13 protein-coding genes are annotated in these 18786 nt (G+C 66.2%); 6 read left to right on the top strand and 7 right to left on the bottom strand.

The window, feature by feature from the left end; genetic code table 11:
• The first annotated feature begins 37 nt into the window (after positions 1–37).
• The 5 genes from ACFW0G_RS26935 to thiL all read left to right on the top strand — a co-directional run bounded on the left by ACFW0G_RS26935 (position 38) and on the right by thiL (position 4992).
• On the top strand, positions 38–1240 hold the full coding sequence (locus ACFW0G_RS26935; protein WP_378328182.1) for a transporter: 1203 nt from the start codon (positions 38–40) through the stop codon (positions 1238–1240).
• Positions 1241–1614: 374 nt separating this feature from the next.
• A complete protein-coding gene (locus ACFW0G_RS26930; protein WP_378328181.1) occupies positions 1615–1995 on the top strand; it encodes a phosphoribosyl-ATP pyrophosphohydrolase in 381 nt (126 codons plus the stop codon).
• A gap of 1 nt (position 1996) precedes the next feature.
• The gene (locus tag ACFW0G_RS26925; RefSeq protein ID WP_378328180.1) at positions 1997–3190 is read left to right on the top strand and encodes a hypothetical protein; all 1194 of its coding nucleotides are present in this window, start codon (positions 1997–1999) and stop codon (positions 3188–3190) included.
• Positions 3187–3867 carry an HIT domain-containing protein gene (locus ACFW0G_RS26920; RefSeq protein WP_378328179.1) on the top strand — a complete coding sequence of 227 codons (681 nt, stop codon included), beginning with the start codon at positions 3187–3189 and terminating at the stop codon, positions 3865–3867. Before ACFW0G_RS26925 ends, ACFW0G_RS26920 begins: the two co-directional genes overlap by 4 nt.
• A 12-nt stretch (positions 3868–3879) precedes the next feature.
• Entirely contained in the window at positions 3880–4992 is a 1113-nt protein-coding gene (gene thiL / locus ACFW0G_RS26915; protein WP_378328212.1) for a thiamine-phosphate kinase, read from the top strand.
• Positions 4993–5049: 57 nt separating this feature from the next.
• On the opposite strand, the gene ACFW0G_RS26910 is transcribed toward thiL, so the two are convergent.
• From ACFW0G_RS26910 to ACFW0G_RS26895, 4 genes are all read right to left on the bottom strand, one after another.
• Positions 5050–5931: an S-4TM family putative pore-forming effector gene (locus ACFW0G_RS26910; protein ID WP_378328178.1), complete on the bottom strand. Its 882-nt coding sequence runs from the start codon at positions 5929–5931 to the stop codon at positions 5050–5052.
• A gap of 709 nt (positions 5932–6640) precedes the next feature.
• The gene (locus ACFW0G_RS26905; protein ID WP_378328177.1) at positions 6641–7681 is read right to left on the bottom strand and encodes a DUF2891 domain-containing protein; all 1041 of its coding nucleotides are present in this window, start codon (positions 7679–7681) and stop codon (positions 6641–6643) included.
• A 108-nt stretch (positions 7682–7789) separates the two neighbouring features.
• Positions 7790–8458, bottom strand: a complete 669-nt coding sequence (locus ACFW0G_RS26900) for a GDSL-type esterase/lipase family protein (protein ID WP_378328176.1) — start codon at positions 8456–8458, stop codon at positions 7790–7792.
• Positions 8459–8495: 37 nt separating this feature from the next.
• Positions 8496–10016, bottom strand: coding sequence for an FAD-dependent monooxygenase (locus ACFW0G_RS26895; RefSeq protein WP_378328175.1), 1521 nt, complete (start codon positions 10014–10016; stop codon positions 8496–8498).
• 136 nt (positions 10017–10152) lie between these two features.
• Here ACFW0G_RS26895 and ACFW0G_RS26890 point away from each other — a divergent pair, with 136 nt between their 5' ends.
• Positions 10153–13374, top strand: coding sequence for a BTAD domain-containing putative transcriptional regulator (locus tag ACFW0G_RS26890; protein WP_378328174.1), 3222 nt, complete (start codon positions 10153–10155; stop codon positions 13372–13374).
• Positions 13375–13385: 11 nt separating this feature from the next.
• Here ACFW0G_RS26890 and ACFW0G_RS26885 read toward each other — a convergent pair whose 3' ends face one another.
• The 3 genes from ACFW0G_RS26885 to ACFW0G_RS26875 form a co-directional block, all read right to left on the bottom strand.
• Positions 13386–13673, bottom strand: coding sequence for a hypothetical protein (locus tag ACFW0G_RS26885; protein WP_378328173.1), 288 nt, complete (start codon positions 13671–13673; stop codon positions 13386–13388).
• Positions 13674–13863: 190 nt separating this feature from the next.
• On the bottom strand, positions 13864–15225 hold the full coding sequence (locus ACFW0G_RS26880) for a hypothetical protein (protein WP_378328172.1): 1362 nt from the start codon (positions 15223–15225) through the stop codon (positions 13864–13866).
• Between the two features lie 123 nt (positions 15226–15348).
• Positions 15349–18558, bottom strand: a complete 3210-nt coding sequence (locus tag ACFW0G_RS26875) for an arabinosyltransferase domain-containing protein (protein WP_378328171.1) — start codon at positions 18556–18558, stop codon at positions 15349–15351.
• Between the last annotated feature and the right edge of the window lie 228 nt (positions 18559–18786).

Genomic DNA, 18786 nt, shown 5'->3' with positions numbered 1-18786 from the left:
TGGCTCTGGCGGTTCCGCCGCTGTCCTGGGAGGAAGAATGCACTCACGAAGATCGATGAACGCCGCCCGGAAACTGGCGCTGGCGGCGCTGGCTCTCGTTTCGCTCTCGCTGTCCGTCGCCACTCCGGCCGCGCAGGCGGCCACGCCCACCGTCGGCGAGCGCAACACGCCGGCACCGATCACCTTCGACACCTGCTACGCCCCGAACGCGACCGGTCCCTGGACCAAGAACCGCTTCGGCAGTTGCACGAAGACGCGGCTGAGCTACAAGCGTTACGCCTGTCCCGACGCGGGCTGCGCCGTCGACGGCACCGCGAGTGCCTTCGTCACCACGATCAGCAATCTCGTCCCCGGGACCCGCCAGGTCCAGGTCGGGCACCAGATGGGTGGCTTCTACACCGATCTCCCGGAGACCACCCGCATCGGCCTGGCGATCGAGTGCGTCCCGAAGAACACGTCCGGCACCGCGCGGTGCGACCAGCCATCGGCGACCATCGTCAAGAGCATCGCCGAGTGGCGGACCCAGATGAACGAGTTCACCACGCTCGCCTTCGACGGCGAGGACCTGCCCGATCCCGCTCAGCCGCCCGAAATCCAGGCGGAGAAGCGCACCGGATACACGCTCTCGTACCGGATGTTCGTCGAAGAGCCGCCGGGCACTCGTTCGGAGCTGACCACCGGCGCTTCCTCCTTCGGCGTGCGGTGCGACGTCGTCCGGCAGCTCAACCCCTCTTATGGACGCGGCGCCGACTGCGCCTTCCCGCACGAGACGTACTTTTACGTCGACCGGGCGGACGCACTCAACGCCGAGTCGGCACGTCTGATCTCCGACGGGATCGTGGGTTCCTCGGCCGCGTACCCGCCGCTCGGCGGCGGCTGGTTTATCCCGGGCTACCCCGGTGTCGGCGGCCGCGAAGTCTGGCGCCGTCCGCTCACGCGGCAGTACTACGACACGGCTTCCCAGCAGGCGCACCGCGCCGTCGCAGAGAACAGCTGTGTCACCCGCTGGGGACCGGACTACCAGCAGCGGCCCGGCGGAGGGACCAACGTGTGCGCCGCGTTCCCGTTCGACGCCACGCGCCAGGGCGCAACGCCCAGGGGCGGCACGCCAGGGCCGACCTACGTCGTGCGGCCGGTGGCCACCGCGGACTACCAGGAACTGCTGACGCGGCTGCAGACTTTCCTCGCGGACAACCACATTCTCGACGGCGACAATTACTGGGTGTACCCCGTGAACTGAGTCCGCACATCCTGAATGGGGCGTGTCCTTTAAGGCTGACATCACACGGACGGGTGATCCTTCTCTGGTGAAGGCAAGCCGCCTGCTACGGGGCCGCCGGGCCGAGTCGAACTGGCGGTGGTCTGAATCTGCCGCAAGGTTCCTGATCCGTGTTCAGCCGAGATCGTCCGGAGGGACGGGCGCCTGCGAGGCACATCGGTTCGTGTTATTGGCCTGTGGCCTGGTAGCCGACTGGCCGGTCACGGTGCCGATAGAGCTGTGCGGGCGTGGCCCGCTCCTGGCGCTCGGCGTGCCGCAGGAACCGTGAGGCTCCTCTACCGTTACGGTAGAGGAGCCTCAGCGGACCGGCCTCCACCCACCGAAGGGACGTCCCGATGGTCGCAAGCCAAGTCGACTCCTACCGCAAGCTTGTCCGCGATAGGATTCCGGAGATCATCCGCGGAGCGGGGGATCTGCCGGTGTGCGACAGGATAGCCGACGACGCGGACTACATCGCTGGTCTGATTGATAAGGCGTACGAAGAACTGGCGGAATTACGAGAAGCGCGTGGTGCGGAGCGTGTCAATGAATTGGCGGATGTCTTTGAGGTCCTGAGCGCGCTGATCGACACAATGGGCTCTTCTTTGGTCGATGTCGCCGAGGCCGCAGCGCGGAAGCGAGCGGAGCGGGGCGGCTTCAACGATCGCGTGTGGCTGGAGAAAGTAGTACGAAACACGCAGCAAGGAGATTGGCGGCGCTTGGAAGAGCGGTTGTGACGTGGACGAGGGATTGGAGTCGAACGGCGCATGTGAGCAAGACGGGCCGGACGCCTCGCCCACGCTGGTGAACCGTATGATTTCTGTGGCTGACGAGCAACTCTTGAGAGGCTTTGTCGGCAGACTGAAGTGGACAGCCGCTGAGGTTGATTCTCTTCGACGTTTCGGGTTCTCGGATTCATACATGTACGTTCTCCGTCCCGCTGACGGATCAGGCCAGCCGCATGTGGCTAAAATCGGGCCGGCCTCAAAAATTCGGCGGGAGCGTCGTGCGTGGCATTCGGTGCGTGGATATCTTGAGACGGACGATGTGATTCACTGCTCGGACTCGGAGGCGCGCCGCGCAGGTCTTTGTTTTAGGTTGAGATCACGGACTGGGCGCGATACCGATGTGGTCGAGCTCGACGACTATTATCGAAAGGCGTTAGTGGGTGACGGTCGCGCAAAAGATGAGTTGATGGAACACCTGACCGAGGTGTATGACACCATGTCGGGTGCTCATCACGTAGCTCCAATTATCGAGAAACGAACTTACCGTGCACTGTTTACTCGGTACCTGAGGACTGGCGCTAGCACTAACCGCGCGCAGCTCTTGTTTCGAGGTGATGGAACTCCTCTGGAGATCTGCGGCCATGTAGTTTCGGAAGATCCGTTACATTCTCTGCCGAAGCTCCTGGATCGGACTGTTGACACATTCTATGTGTGCGCTGTTCACGGTGACTTGCATCTGAGCAATGTCGTCATCAGTCGAGGTAGACCGCATCTGGTGGATTACGAATGGGCCGGGCTGCGAGATCACCTGGCGAAGGACTTTGTCCTGATGGAGTCGTCACTACGTTTCATGCGGTTTCCACGGCATGTGCACCCCCGAGTGCTGCTTCAGGTCGACAGACTGCTCAACAGTGAATGGGATGTTGAGGTTGCTCGCGAGGGGCTCAGCGCAAAACTCAACCGCTCATCTGCCGTGGCGGTGAATTGCATGCTCGATGTGGTCGGGACTATTCGTAGGCAGTTCGAGTCGATCGTGATGCAGTTCATGCCGATCAAGCGCAGGTGGATGCGTGAGTACTTCACGTGCCTGTATCTGATTCTGGCAGGGCAGCAACGGTTCGACACCTTCCCGCTGACCCGAACGGTGATCAATTTGCAGCAACTTGAGCAGTGGACGCAGGAACTGGGAGGTGAAAAATCATGAGTCGGTTGGAAATCCCTCGAGGTTCCGATATGTCAACGCGATGCGATGAATCGGGGATGTGTGAGATAGCGGACGGAATTGGGGCTAACTGCGGAACGGAACTGAAGCGCTTGATCGAGGCTCGTGCCGATTGGGCTACTATTGTCGATATTGCACCTATTGCACTCGGTCATCTCCTGGTATTCCCATTCGAGCACCTGACGCGGGCCGCGCAGCTGGGCATGGATGGCTTTGCCAAGTACTGGGACTACCTGGCCGAAGCGGCGACGTTCTTGTCCTCCTTCAAGCTAGGGCCTGTGGCCGCGGTCGAGCACGGTTCTCCCGGAATGCGCAGTTCTATGTCCTGTGTGCGCCACTGTCACACGCATGTCTGCCCTATCGAAAATCGGTTTCATTCATTTGACAGGTTTATTTCTGCCGTGGAATCGTTTGTCGATATTGATGATGTTCATTTTGGATGGCAACAGGCATACCGTGCGCTGTCGAGAATGGATGAGTATGTGCTGGTATTTTCGGTGGATTCTATTATTGTCGGCCGACCTCGACCTGGGATACGTCAGATCAGCAGGGCGTTGCTGGCCGCACTGAACGATAACTCCGGGATTTGTGACATAGACTGGGTCTTGGAAGCTGAGAATAAGACATACTTCGATACGTTAAAACTACTCAAGGGATAGCGGGTGCTGAAGATGTCCGGAGAAAAGGATCGCGTTCGATGGATCGCGGACCACCTCATGAGTGTCAACCGAACGCGCAGCGACGGTGAGCTGGCCGAACTAGGCATAGGCTACGTCGCAGGTGTATCGGAACTAGACGACTGTTCTGTGGTGTCGACGCGAGAAGCGGTCGACCTGGTGTTCGGCGCAGACTACGTACGTGGTCCGAAGTTTCACCTCTACGAAGCAGGTTATCTGACCAATTCCGATATTGGACGCTTCTGTGTAACCGCCAACGCAAGTGATATCGCGGCAATGGGTGCGCTGGGGGTAGGATTTTTCTCGATTGTACGCTATCCTCCCGAATTTAGTGACCGCGACTTCTGTGAAGTTATGACGGGAATGGATGAGGCGTGCCAGCAATACGGATTGCGACTTCTTGGTGGAGATACCGGATCGGCAGAGCGACTTATTTTGAGTGGCTTCGCCGTAGGTGTCAATCGGCCGGGTAAGAACTTACTCCGAAGTCGGGCGCGGCCGGGTGACGTCGTCGCGGTCACCGGTCGTGTAGGTGGTGCCGGAGCGGCGGTCATGGCATCTTCCTCGGAATTGGTAGCGCAACTCGAAGCTCGTGTCTGGGAAGAGTTGTTAACGTCATGGACCGGGTTCAATGCCCAAATGGAGGTCGGCCGTGCGTTGGCTGAATTAGATATCCGGATGTCTTGCCAGGACGTATCCGATGGTTTGCGGGCGACAGCTGCGGAGTTGGCTCGCTCTAGTGGGGTCGGGATCGTGTTGGATCTGGAGCGGATCCCGCTGGGGGCAGGTGTTGCCGAGGTCGCCAACCTGGTCGGTCGACGTCCGGAAGAGCTGGCGATTAGCGCTTCAACGGATTTTTGCTTGTGTTTCTCGTGTCCTGAAGAGGCGTTCGGAAGTGTGGCGAAGGCGATCGAAAAGATTGGCGCGAAATGCTATCCTGTTGGTGAATGCGTCGAAGGTGAAGGAGTGCGAACTGTAAACGAAGAAGGCGCCTTGGTGCAAGCTCCTGGTGTTGAGTGGAATCACCAGTCGGAGGACATCAATGTTGTTAAATCAATGATCTTGAAGGGTATTTCTTTAAGTGCGAAACCGTCGGAGAACGAGTGATGTCGGCGATTGGGCTTCAAGTAGTTAAACTTGTTGCAGTGGGTCGATAGTGAGCATCTACGTATCGCTGTTGTATGCATCTACGGCGGCGATGCGCATTATTTGCTCGTTTCTTTCTCTTAATATCCTGTAGAACCAGGAGGGCACTCGGCTAGCGCGCTTACGTGCGTCGAATAGTGCGTCCTGAAAAGTGCGGCAAAGAAATTCGTAGGAACCTAGGGTGTTTTCCCGGTTCTCTTCTCGTAGCGTCTCGATGGCTCGGTCGATTCCAGGCAGGATCAACCGACGGTCATAAAGCGCCCTTGCTTGTGAGAGCACAATTTCGTAGCCAAATATGATCGCCGCGCAACTAGGGGCGAACCAGGTCGATAGTATGGACCAGACGGTCATCGATGTGATTGCACCGACTGCGATACCGGTACTCAGCCAAACGGTGAGAAACCCTACGACGATCCGGCGCCATCGTTCACGAAGCCGGATATCGTAGCTTATATTCGCTCGTTGGCATATCAGTGCGTTCAGTGGCCAGGGAGCGTCGGTGTGTGGATACCAGTCTACGATGGTTTCCACCTTTCCCTTGAAGCGGTAGCTTAGCTCGTGTATTCGTTCCATGTTGATCTTCGAACCCTGGCTCCGATTCCAGGGTATGTCGAAGACATACGTGTCGAACTGCTCTTGTAGCAGGCAGGCTTCGTTTCTCAGCTGACGTGAAGACGGGACAAGAATAAGCGTCGAAATAATTGCCCAGGAAGATCCGATTATGGCTAGCAAATGGTTGGATTGACTGCCATGTATCATTGAGGCTACCGTGGCGAGCATTAGTAGGATGGAGAGAATCATTCTCGCCGACTCTATTCGGGCGACGCGCAGGTTCGCGACCTGCGCGGCTCTGAGGAGGTCTAGCCCAATTTTTGAGTTCTGGCGCTCGTTGATGCTCATCTGATTTCCCGTAGTTTACGCCACTTGGTCGAGGGAGGTCGGCATATGTCGTTGACACTATATTGCTTATTTGATTGACTCGTGATATCGAGTTCGTATCGTGATGAAGTAGAAACCTGGGGTGTCGCTCATTACTCAGGTCGAGTGAAGATCTTCTTGTCCCTTCGGGCAGGCTGAGATTGGAGTGAAGGGCGTCTCAAGTGCGGCAATCGCACGGTGGCGGCCTGGCTGCAGGTGGGTTTTAAACGACCTTGACGCACGGTTCTCGGGGCCGGGTCTGCTCCGGATGCTACGGCCGTGACCCGTTACCAGCGTTAGCGCAACAGGGCGGTGTAAGGGATTAATGTGGTGTCGGGAAGGACGTCGGCAGGAGATAGTATTTGGAGTAGGACTCCGGGGGTGAGAGTGCGCGAGCATCTCAGTCAGAGTTGGCAGGGTCTTTCGGTTTCGATGGTTAGGGTCGTCAGTTGGCGCTGGCGACGGTGTTCTGAAAGGGCTGATGACGAGCTTCTCGCGCTGCGTCAGCGAATCGGTCAGTATTACTCGTGTTTGCGCGGTATGATTTTTGGCGCGCCGTGCGTTCGGGAGACCAATGGTGACGTCACTGATCTCAGTTTCTCGCCACGGCGATAGTGCCGGCGTGCCTGCGCTCAATAGCCACGACAGGAACGTTGGCGGGGCCGGCAGCAGGACAGCGTAGGTGCGGTGCTCAGCCGAGCAGAAGAAGCGCGTAGTAGGCCAGGAAATGCTCGACCTCGTAGGTGCCGCCGGTGAGCTGGGGCAGTGAGGCATGGGTGTGGGTGTACGCGGTGTCGAGCATGGCCGGGACCCGGGCGTCCTCGGCGGGCAGGGCGTGGGCGAGGCGGTGCCAGCACCAGGCGCGGTGCAGGTTGAGCCCGTGCAGATGGGCGATCAGCCCGTCGGCGGGATCGGTCACGGTCACCGGAGTGAACAGGGCGGCGGGTTCGCGCCCGGCGATGCCGGGCAGGAACCCGCTCAGCCAGCGGGCGAACTCGGCCGAGGGGAGAAGCCGCGTCATGAGTTCGGCTTCGGCCAGTGCCGGGGACAGGAAGTCGGTCCCGGAAGGCTCCCAGGCGCCCGGGTAGTCACGATCGGAGCCGAACCAGCGCCAGGCCGTCTCGGTGACGGCCCGGCGCAGCCGCGGATCGCCTTGCTGGGCGAGGTATTCCGCGTAGGGCAGGGCACGGGAAAGCCCGAAGGCGCCGTTGGTGTGTACGCCGTGCCGGACCGGGTAGGTGGCCTTCGCCAGCCAGGCGAGATAGCGGGTCACGAAAAGCGCGCTCAGCTCGTGCAGGCCGGTCGACCAGCGCGCGGCGTCTGGATCGTCCCAGGTGGCGACCTCGACGGTCAGGTCCAGCAATGCCGACCAGCCGTAGGGGCGTTGGGTGGCGCGGTGTTCCTCCGGCGCGAAGGAGGCGAGTTCGGCCTTCAGCGCCTGAGGGGTCAGATGCTCGTTGAGCGTGCTGCGGATCTTCGTGGCGGGCACGAGTTCGGGGTGACGACGCAGCAGGCGCACCAGCACCCAGAACATCTCCACGCAGGAATGCCAGTCGCAACTTCCGTAGAAGCAGGGGTGCAGTTCCCGTGGGGCGGGGATGGGTTTGCCCTCGATGTGCCAGTGGAACTCGCAGTGCGGATACTCGCGCACCACGTTCGCCAGCGCGGTTTCGGCCAGATCACCGGCGTGGGCCGTCAGCAACCGGGCTCGTTCGCTCTCCCACGCGGTCATCGACGTACTCCTTCGGAATCGTCCGGCCCGGAGTCGCAGGGTACCCAGCGAGACGAACCGGGCATTGCCGCACGATCGCCGGTGTCACGGGCGATCGTGCGGCCCGGCTCACGCGACCAGCCGCAGCCAGGCCGCCGCGAGGGCGGCGTGACCGGCCGGTGTCGGGTGTACGCCGTCCTCGGACCAGTGTTCCGGTTCGGTCGTCGCGGCTAGTTCGGCGAACATGTCGTCGGCGGCGAGCAGGTGTGCGCCGTATTCGCGGGCGAGTTCGCGCACGACCTGGATCTTCGGGTCCAGGTCGATGCGCCATTCCTTGCGCTCTTTCTCCCCGATGAGCGCGTGACCGCCACCGGCTTCGACGACACCTTTGATCGGCAGGAGGAACGGCTCGATGAGGATCAGCTCCGTGCCCGCTTCGGCCAGCGGCGCGAGCAGCCGGTCGTAACCGGCTTCGAACTCCTCGACGGGGATCACGCGGCCATCGGGGTCCAGCGTGTGCCAGCCCATGTCGTTGACCCCGGCGAGGATCGACACGACGTCCGGGCGCGCGTCGAGGACGTCTGCCTGCCAGCGAGTTTCGAGGTCCATCACCTTGTGACCACCGGTGCCGGTGTTCAGCCAGGTCACGGGCCGGTCCGGGTGCCGGAGTCCCCATTCGCCCGCGATGCGCAGCGGGTAGCCGAACCCGAGCCGGTCTTCGCTTTCCTGCCGTTGGCAGTCGGTGATCGAGTCACCGGTGAACATCACGGTGCTGCCAGGGCGGAGGGTGATCGTCATAGGTGCTCCTGAGAATTCGGCAGGGAAAATGGGGGAGTCAGACTTCCGGGCTGCCGAACCACCGGCCGACGGCCCGCTCGAACGCTTCACGGTCGGGTTCGCGCTCACCTGCCCAGGCGATGACGCCGTCCGGCCGGACGAGCACGGCTCCCACGCCGAGGTCGTTCTTCGCGGCGCCCGCCGCATACCGCAGCCGGTTTTCCCAGCCGGTCGTGGAATCGCGCAGTCGTCGATCGGTGCTGAAATCGAGCACGACGCCGCGGCCGTCCTGCATGAGGTCGCCGAGGCGAGTGCCGTCTTCGAGACGGAAGTCGGGGGCGTTGCGGCCGACCAGCGGCTGCTCGCTGCCGAGGTCGTAGCGGACCGATGCTCCCGACACCTTCTCGAACACGTACGTCGTTCCGTCGCGGGTCCCGAGCAGATCGCGCAGCACGCCCTGGACCGCCTGGCCGTGCGGGTCCGGCCGCATGGCCGTGGTCTGGGCACGGGTCCAGTCGAGCGCCCAGGCGCCGATCGGATGACGCTCCCGGGTGTAGGTGTCGAGCAGCCCGTCGGGTGCGTGCCCGCGCACGGTCGCCGCGAGCTTCCAACCCAGGTTCACCGCGTCGCCGAGGCCGGTGTTGAGTCCTTGGCCGCCCAGGGGCGAGATGATGTGCGCGGCGTCGCCCGCGAGCAGGACGCGGCCCCGCCGGTAGGTCGTCGTCTGCTTCGCCCGGTCGGTGAAGCTCGAGACGAGCTGGACTTCGCGTAGCGTCACATCAGTGCCGGACACGCGGCGCAGCACCGTCTGGAGATGCTCGCGAGTCGGCTCCCGCGAACGGTCGAACGCGCCGCCGTCGCAGTCCATCATGCCGATGTGCCCGTCGGCAGGCATCCGGATGTACATCCCCGTCGGCGTCAGGTTGATCCCGGGGTTCAGCTTCTCGGGGTCGGCGAGGGTGGCGAGCATGACGTAGCCGGTGAACAGCGGCTCGGTGCCGACGAATTCGAAGCCCGCGAGCCCGCGTACTGCACTGCGTCCGCCGTCGCAGCCGACGAGCCAGCGCGCCGCGTACTCGTGTTCGCCGGCGTGCGCGGTCACGCTTTCTTCATCCTGTGTGATGGCGTCCACCATGACGCCGCGCCTGATCTCCACGCCGAGCTTGGCCGCCCGCTCGGACAGCACGGTCTCGACCGCGTCCAGGTTCGTCATCACGCTCTCCGGTGCCGGGCTGGGCAACCGGAACGGGAGGGCGGTGAGATCGACCTTGGCCGGATCGAGCACCATGCCGCCGAAGTGGCCTACGCCGCGAGGAGGCGAGGGCTCGTCCGCGTCCGGATCCACGCCGGGAACGTCGTGGATGCCCGAGGTCGTCAGCAGTGGCTCCAGCAACCCGCGGCGACGGAACGCCTCGACCGAGGTGGCGAACAGGCCTCGCATCCCGAGCGGGTCCGTCCGCCACGGCGAGTGCGGCTCCGGTTCCCGTTCGAGCACCAGGACGGAGCTGTCCGCGAGGCCGAGCTCGCAGGCGAGGAAAAGACCGACCGGGCCCGCGCCCACGATCACTACGTCATGCATGCGAAATCCCCTTTCCGACGCCGGTTCCCGGCGTCACGGCAAGACTGCCGCCGGCCGCTCACAGGGGGCGCACACGACGCTGACACGGTGCGGCCCTGCTGTGAGGACCCGAGGACGCGTACGCGAAGATCGGAGAATGGACGGGGGTGCGCGGTTTCGGGTCACGCTGCTCGGCGCCTTTCAGGTGTCTCGCGGTGACACCGTCCTGCCCGTTCCCGGGGCCCGGTTGCGGGATCTGGCCGTTCGGCTGGCGCTCGCCGGTGGCCGCGTGGTGGAGCAGGGCGTCCTGGTCGACGCGATCTGGGCCGAGGGCCTCCCGGCCGACCCCGCCCACGCTCTGCAGGCCCTCGTCTCGCGGCTGCGCCGGACTTTCGGCTCGGCGGACGACGTCGTGCAGGTCGCGGGCGGCTACCGGCTGGCCGTCGCCGCCGAGGTGGACGCACTGCGGTTCGAACAGCTCGCCGCGGACGGCCGTGATCGGCTGCGCGACCGCGACCCGGAGGCCGCGGCGGCCGTGCTCGGCGAGGCGGTGGCGCTGTGGGGCGGCCGTCCCGGCGCCGACCCCGCGGTCGTCGCCGCGGTGGCTCCCGCCGTCGCGACCCGGCTGGCCCACGTCTCGATCGAGGCCGTCGCCGACCTCGCCGACGCCGAACTGGCGCTGGGCCGGGCCGACGCGGGCGCCACCCGGCTGACCGCGCTGCTCGCCGAGCACCCCGTCCACGAGCGCACCGCCGCGCTGCTCATGGACGCGCTCGCCGCCCAGGGCCGTCAGGCCGAGGCGCTCGCCGTGTACGAGCGAGTCCGCGAAACCCTGGCCGACCTCCTCGGCACCGACCCCGGCACGGCCCTGCGCGAACGCCATCTACGCCTGCTGCGCGCCGAGCGGCCCGCGCCCGCCGCCCAGACCAGGCCGAGCAACCTGCCCGCGCCGGTGACCAGTTTCATCGGGCGTGACGACGACCTCGACCGGATCGGCACGCTGCTCGCCGCCGGGCGGCTGGTCACCGTGCTCGGTCCCGGTGGCGCGGGCAAGACGCGTCTCGCCGTCGAGGCCGCCCGCCGTCATCGGCACGCGTACCGCGACGGCGCCTGGATGATCGACCTCGCCTCGGTCACCGAACCCGCCAAGGTCGGCGCCGCGCTCCTGACCGCGATCGGGCTGCGCGGCTCGGCGTTGTTCGAGGCTTCGGCGAGGCTCCGCGGTGAGCCGGTCGACGAGCTGGACATGCTGTCCGATCAGCTGGGCGGCGAGGAGGCCCTGCTCGTGATGGACAACTGCGAGCATCTGATCGACGCCGCGGCCCACCTGATCGCGGCGCTGCTGACGCGCTGCGCCGGGCTGCGCGTGCTGGCCACCAGCCGTGAGCCCCTCGCCATCGACGGCGAGGCATTGGTCCCGCTCGGCCCGCTCCCGCTGCCCGGCCCGGACGCGGACGTCGAGCAGGCCCGCCGCGCCGCGTCGGTGTGTCTGTTCACCGAGCGGGCGGCGGCCGTGCGGCCCGGCTTCGGCGTCGACGAGCGCAACCTCGGCGAGGTGCTGCGTATCGTCCGCAGCCTCGACGGCCTGCCGCTCGCCCTCGAACTGGCCGCGGCCCGGTTACGCACGCTCTCGCTCGCCGACCTGGCCGCGGGGCTGTCCGACCGGTTCCGCCTGCTCGCCACGGGTAGCCGGACGGCCCTTCCCCGGCATCGCACGCTGCGGGCGGTCATCGCGTGGAGCTGGGACCTGCTCGACGCGGACGCGCGTACGGTCGCGGAGCGGATTTCGGTGCTGCCCGGCGGCGTCACCCCGGCCTCGGCCACTGCGGTCTGTGCCGGGACCACGGTGTCGCCCGGCGAGATTCCGGAGCTGCTCGCGGGGCTGGCCGACCGGTCGCTGCTGCAGCTCGCTCCGGACACCGGCCGCTACCGGATGCTGGAGACGATCCGCGAGTACGGTCTGGAAACCTTGGTGGACCAGGGCGCTCGTACCGAAGTACGAGACCTGGCCGCTCGCTACTTCGCCGAACTGGCCGCTCATCACGACCCGCTGCTGCGCGGCCCCGAACAGCTCGCCGCACTCCACGTGCTGAGTGCCGAGTACGACAACCTGCTCGGCGCCTTGCGGCACCGCTGCGACACGGGCGATTCCGCGGGCGCGCTCGGGCTCGCGGTGGACCTCGTCTGGTATTGGGAGATGCTCGGCAGGTACAACGACGCGGCCTACTGGCTCGGCGAGGCTGTCGCGGTGCCTGCCGAGCGGCCGGGCGTGGAGCGCGACATCGCCGAGGGGCTGGTGCTCCACACCCTCACCAGCCAGAGCACGCTGGCCAACGACCTGGCCAACCAGCGGCGCGAAGACCTGCGGGCGCTCACCGACCGGCTGCTGAGCCGTCCGGAGCTGCCGGGTTTCGGTGGCGTGCTGATCGCGGTCAGGCTGGCCAGCCTGGAGGAGACCGAGGTGTCGCGGTCGATCCTCCAGCGACTGATCGACGGGCCGCACGTGTGGCCGGCCGGGCTGGCCCGCATGTTCCGGGCCCGGTCCGAGGAGAACGCGGGCCGCCTCGAGCGGGTCCGCGACGACGTGGCCGCCGCACTGGACTGCTTCGCCAGGGCCGGCGACCGCTGGGGACTGGCCACCGCCCTGCCGCTGCACGCGCAGCTGCGGCAGTACGAAGGCGATCTCGACGGCGCGCTGGCCGACCTGACCGAGGCCAAACGGCTGGCCCGCGAGTTCGGGTCGCTCAGCCTCAGCGACGAGATCTTCGTCGACTTCCGCCTGGTCGACCTCCGCCTGCGGCTCGGCGAAACCGCACGGGCGACCGAGATGATCGCCGCGACCCGGGAGCGCGTGCGGTACTCGGCGTCGCCCGACATGGCGGTTCTGCTCGATACCCGGGAGGCGGAGCTGTGGGTGCGGATCGGTGACCTGGACCGGGCACGCGAGCTGGTCGAGGCTGCCGAGGCCGGACTGGCCGGGCAGTCCGCGTTCGACGGCGACCACGGGCAGGCGCTGGTCAGCATGGTGCGGGCCGCGCTCTGTCTCGAACTCGGCGACGCGCCGGGCGCCGAGGAGGCGCTGCGCCGGGCGCACGCGGCGGCCGTCGAGAGCAAGGACATGCCGGTCGTGGCGATGGTGGCGGTGACCGCGGCCGGACTGGCCGCGCAGTACGGGCTATACCACGATGTGGCCATCCTGCTTGGCGCGGCGGCTCGCCTCCGGGGCGCCCATGACCGCACCGAACCGCAGGTCCGCACGCTGAGCAGCCGGGGCAGGGCCGCGCTCGGGGACGAGCGCTTCGCCGAGGCGTACGAGACGGGATGGCGGCTGGACGTACCGGCGGCACTGACCCGGACCGATCCGGCGCGGCTGACCTAGGGCTCAGCTCCTCACGCGAGTTCGGCCGAGGCGACCGCCGGGAGCAGGCGGAGTTGGTCGAGCAGGGCGTCGACCTCCTCGGCGGCCACCAGGACCGCGCAGACCATGCTGCTCTCCGGGACGCCGTCCCGGATGTCCACGGACAGGTCGTGGACGAGGCAACCGTGCCGCGTCAGTGTGTCGACGAGGGCGGGGATTTCGGTGATACCGCCGACGAAGTAGGTGGCGATCCGGCGGCGCACCGGCATCGAGGCCCGCGGGGCCGGGACGGCGTACGACGAAGCAGTGGTGAAGGACATGGCTGACTCTCCGCGATTCGAGAACGGGGTGAACGCGGGCCAGGCCCCGGGAGAGTTCCGTAACGGCGGTCGCCGACGTCGCGCGCCGGCTCCCTGGTTCAGCCGGCGCGCCTGACTACGAGTCGCTGGGACGTCATACGGCGCTGCACGGCGACAGGCTAACACGACCCCGGGCAGCTGTCGTCGTCGGCTAGGACGGCAGCCCGCTTCCCTGGTGACCGCGCGAAGAGACGGACGGCCATGTCTCGGCAGCGGGGTCCCGACGGAACTCGCGGATTGTCGTCCACAGCACGGAAACGACCGCGACGGCCATGAGCGCGGCGAGGATCCGGAATTCCAGCGTGGGTGCGTAGAGGTTCGACATCTGGTCCGTCATGAAGCCGGGCGGGGGATGTCCGCCGGGAGTGGGAAGAACGGTGCCGTCCGGGGGAGGCCCGCCGATGAACACGCCCGGCCCGCCGCCGGGGCCCATCGGTCCCATCGCCGGGAACAGCACCTCGAGATAGGCGAACACCGAGGCCACCTGCACGAGAACGGGTACGTACCAGAGGCGGCGCGGCAGGTGGAACGCGGCGATCACGGTGAGTACCTCGGCCAGATAGAAGTAGCGCTCGTGCATCGACGGCAGCAGAAACGGCACCAGAAGAGCCGAAGTCGCTCCCATGAGCACGATCTTCGTCGTCGTCAGCCGGACCCGGCTGAGCAGCACACCGAGACACAGTCCGAGAACCACCAGCCCGGTGACGGCGACGCCGATGGGCCGGATCACCGCCGCGTCGGCGCCCGCCGGGAAGAACTGGTAGATCGACGGCGCGCGCAGGGACAACTCGGGGTACGAACTCGTCTGCTGCGCGTACACCGACAACAGTTGTCCTATCGGTGCTCCGGCCAGCAGCGCCGGGATGTCGAGCAGCAGGACGACCCCGGGCACGACGGGGAGTACCCGCCACGGCAGCCATTTTTTCAGGAGCAGCACCAGAAGCAGCGGGAACAGGAAGACCGCTTGCAACTTGAAAGCCAGTGACAGACCGAAGAAGACGGCGCTGAGCCACGGCCGCTTGCGCAGGGCGAAGTACACGCCGCCGAGGGCGAACGCGGCGTAGATCGCGTCGGCCTGTCCCCACATCCCGCTGTTGGCCGCCACGGTGGGGAGGAACAGGACGATCAACGCGGCCAGCGGCGGTGACCAGTGACCGGGGTGGCGCAGTGCGACGATGCGGTAGGTGAAGTACGCCAGCACCAGGTCGAAGAACACCGAGATGATCTTGATCCCGGCGAGTGCGGGTATCGGCGGATAGGTCAGGATCGTGATCAGGTACAAATAGGGGACGTTGTAGTCCGAAAAGCGGTACTTGAGCGCGCCGAATCCGCCGTGCGTGGAAATGAACTCGTACCAGTTCTTGAAGAACACCTTGTAGTCGAAGGACTCGTGGTCGAACAGGGCGACCCTGGCCGCGATCGCGAGCACGACCGCCGCGGCCACCAGTCCTGTCCGGCGGAACGTTCGCTTCCGATTCTCGTCGAGGGCGACGACTTCCGATTCTGCTGACACCCCGGCGACCGTAGAGCGTCATTGTGTGTGTTACCTGGAAACGGTGTGTGTGAATGGTGAGAGCCGGTGCGTGCACACGGCCCTTCAATCCACAAAGGACAGATGGCGCGGTCGGCCGTGACGTCAGCGGGTGGGCGTGGATCCGTTGGGCTGCAAGGGACCCGGACCCGGCGACCACCAGCCCCACACGGTCTTCTCGCCGCGCTGGACGTGGGGCGCCGCACCCTTCGTGTAAGGCTCGACGTGCATCAGCTGACCCCATGACTGTTCCGGGGCGCCCCGCAGGTAGCTCGGCACCTCGGGCTGGTCGGCGACCTCCTCGAGCCAGCCGAGCGAACCGCCGTGGACGTTGCTCGCCCAGCCCGCCTCCGACGCGAGCGAGCCTGCGGTGATCCGGTACGCGGGCACCTCGGAGATCCCGTCGTGCGACACCACGGGGTTCATGCGCGGGTACACGAACGCGGCGGGCCAGTCCATGTACACCGGCGCGTTGCCGACGCGCTGCGTCAGCGTGGTGAAGGTCGGGACGCGGGGTGCCGTCACCGCCACCCAGCCGTCCGAGGTCACGTCATCGTCCTTCGCGACCACGCGGACCAGAGTGGCGTTCTTCGGCAGGTCGCCCATCTCGACCCGCTCGTCGGCCCATTTGCCGGTGACCGACTTGTCGGTGCCCGACTCCGTGCCCACGCCAGGGGCGAGCACCTGATGGGACTTGACGACCTTGACGCCCTGGGGCGTGTGTGTCCCGAACTCGAGCCAGACGCCCTCCGCCTTGCCGGACTTGGCCGCCACCGCGATCGCGAGCTGCGAGTTCGCCCGGTTGTCCGGCAGCTGGTACCAGTCGGTGCGCAGGCGGCCGGTCCGCTCGTCCGAGCCGTAGCTGCTCCACATCGGCACGGAGCTCGTGGTGAACCCGTGCGGCGGGCTGTCGAGCGGGTCGTCGCCGGACTTCGTGGTGGTGTGGAACCCGGCCGAGGTGGTGCCGTTGTCCTGGTCGGCGGGCGGCAGCGCAGGGTTGGCCTGCCGCTGCTCGACCGGCGCTGTCCGTGCCGTTACGGGCTTGAGCAGGCTGGAGACCGGATCCTTCTCGACCATCACGTGATCGGACAGGTTGCCGCTGCTGGTGAACAGGTGCTGCACGTTCGCCGCGCCGAGGCTGTAGCTGTTCCACTGCTTCTGGATCGCCTTGCCCATGCTGGCGAATTCGAACATCACGACCACGCCGCAGACCACGACGAGCGAGACCGAACCGAGCTTGAGTGCGCGTAGCCGCCGTTCCTGCGTAGGGGGCGGCAGCAGCCCCGGCCGCTGCATCTTCACGTTCTCCACGAACGCGATCACCGCCGCGACGGCCGCCGCGAGCAGCAGCAGGGTCGACAGGTGGTAGCCGTGGAAGGACGGCGCCTTGTCGAACCACGGCACGCCGATTCCTGAGACGAACCAGTACGCGTTCGGCCCTGTCGCCGCGAGCGCGGCCACCACCAGCAGTCCGGCCGCGAACGCGGCCCGGTTGCGTTTCGACCGCAGCACCACCGAACTCGTGGCGAGCGCGGTGAGCGCGGCCATCGCCGAACCGACCGCCGCGAACGCGCCGAAGTGATGCGTCCACTTGGTCGGGGTCAGCGCCAGCAGCAGGAAGAACAACGCCGTCGTGCCGATCAGCCGCCGGGCGGGGCCGAGCGCGGCCCCCTGGATCCGGCCGCGGCGCAGCAGCACGACCAGGCAGGTCCCGGTGCACAGCATCAGCAGCAGTACCGGGAACCGCCGGATCATCGACCCGTCGGCGTTGTCGGCGAACAGCAGCTGGTACCGCGAAAGCTCGTTGTACCAAGGCTCGCTGGGGCCGACGTTGCCGCGCAGCCGGGTCGCCTCCAGCACCGTGGCGAACGTCTGGTCGGCGAACACGACCACGAGCACGATGAACCCGGCCGCCGCGACCGGTGCGAGGACCGGGGCCCAGCCCGCTTCCCGTGCCCTGGCACGCAACATCTGGAACAGCGGGCGCGCGGCGACCAGGAAAGGCGCGACGGCGATCAGCGCGGTCGGTGTCGCGGCGAGCGCGAACGCGGCGGCCAGCAACCCGAGACACAGCGGGAGCAGCCGCCGTGTGACGAGGGTCCGCTCGACCGCGCACAGCGCGAGCAGCGAGCCCAGCGCGGCCCACGGTTCGGGGCGCACGCCGTTGTTGAACGGCAGCCACCAGACGAGGAACACCATCGCCGCGGCCCAGCTCGCCGCCGGGCTCTGGCGGACCTGGTTGCCCAGCCGCGGCATGACCTCGCGGCTGATCAGCAGCCAGCAGATGACGGCGATGACGAACGACGGCAGCCGGATCCACGGCGGCACCGTGGAGACCGTCGCCATCAGCTCGTAGATGTGGTCGTTCCAGCCGAACGGCGCTTCGGCTACCCCGAACCATCGGTGGTAGTTGGTCAGGTAGCCGACCTGCCCGGCCACTCTGGCCATGGTCAGGATGTAGCCGTCGTCGGAGGTCACCGGCCCGATGAACACCCAGGCGCCGAGCACCCCGAACACCGTGAAGTCGCGTTTGGTGAGCTTCCACCAGCCGACCGGTGCCCAGCGGGGTGCCCGCCGGGCACCGCCGCGGTCGAGCCGGTTCACCGCGAACAGGGAGCCGATCAGCGCCAGCACACCGGCCACGCCGACGCCGGCCTTCAGCCCCGTCGGCGAGGACTGGTAGCGCGTGTCCGGGGTGATCGACACGTGCAGCCCGGTGATCGGATCGGTGGCCGACGTTATGTCGGTGTAAATTCCCACCACGCGCGGGCGTACGTCGCCGCCCGAGTCGTAGACGGGGGTGCCGGCGACGGTCAGCGTGGTGTGCGTGGCCGAGGCGGAGAACCGGACATCACAGCCGGTCGCGGGCAGCGGCTGGTTGGCGACCTGCTGGCCGCGGTTGAACGCGGTGAGCACTCCGTGTTCGACCCGCAGGAACACCCCGGCGCCGTCCCCGGTGCGCGCGCCGGGCACCGTGGAGAACAGGTACCCGCCACCCGGCATGCGCGCGTCGACCGACTGGACCGTCGCACACGGCAGGTCGACCCGCATGTCCTGCGCCCAGTAGCCGGTGAGTGGGGCGTTCACCGGACGGGTGTCGCCGGCGACCGGCCAGGTGATCTCGGCGGTGTCCTGCACCACGGGCAGGAAGGGGGAGGCGATCGCGCAGGCGGCGGAGAACAACCCGAGCACGATGGCCAGCCACCGCCACGGCACGGCACGGGTCCTGGGCTGGTTTTCGGTGTCCGGGCAGGGTTTTCCCGGATCGGTCACCTCTTCCGAGGCGATCGTGGGTGTCCCGTCGGCCGTGCGCATCGGGCGGACGCTATCACGGTGCCCGGACGCTGCCGGGGGACACCTTCGAAGTCACTCGACCGGGTCGCGTTTTTTCGTTCCGTGGTGCGGGTTTCGGCCCCGGACACGCGCATCGCGTAGTAGCCGCACCAGGATTTCGGTCGCGTGCTACGCGTGAAGCCCGCTTCGCCGGTTAACTCCGCGCGAACATTCTGTTGCCGTGCCATGAGTTTCGTGAACAGTCCGTTG

Origin of the sequence: Amycolatopsis sp. NPDC058986, assembly GCF_042741125.1 — a bacterium.
Taxonomy (GTDB): Bacteria; Actinomycetota; Actinomycetes; order Mycobacteriales; family Pseudonocardiaceae; genus Amycolatopsis.
The sequence above is the reverse complement of the archived record's forward strand: the minus strand, read 5'-3'. Positions and strand labels throughout refer to the sequence as shown.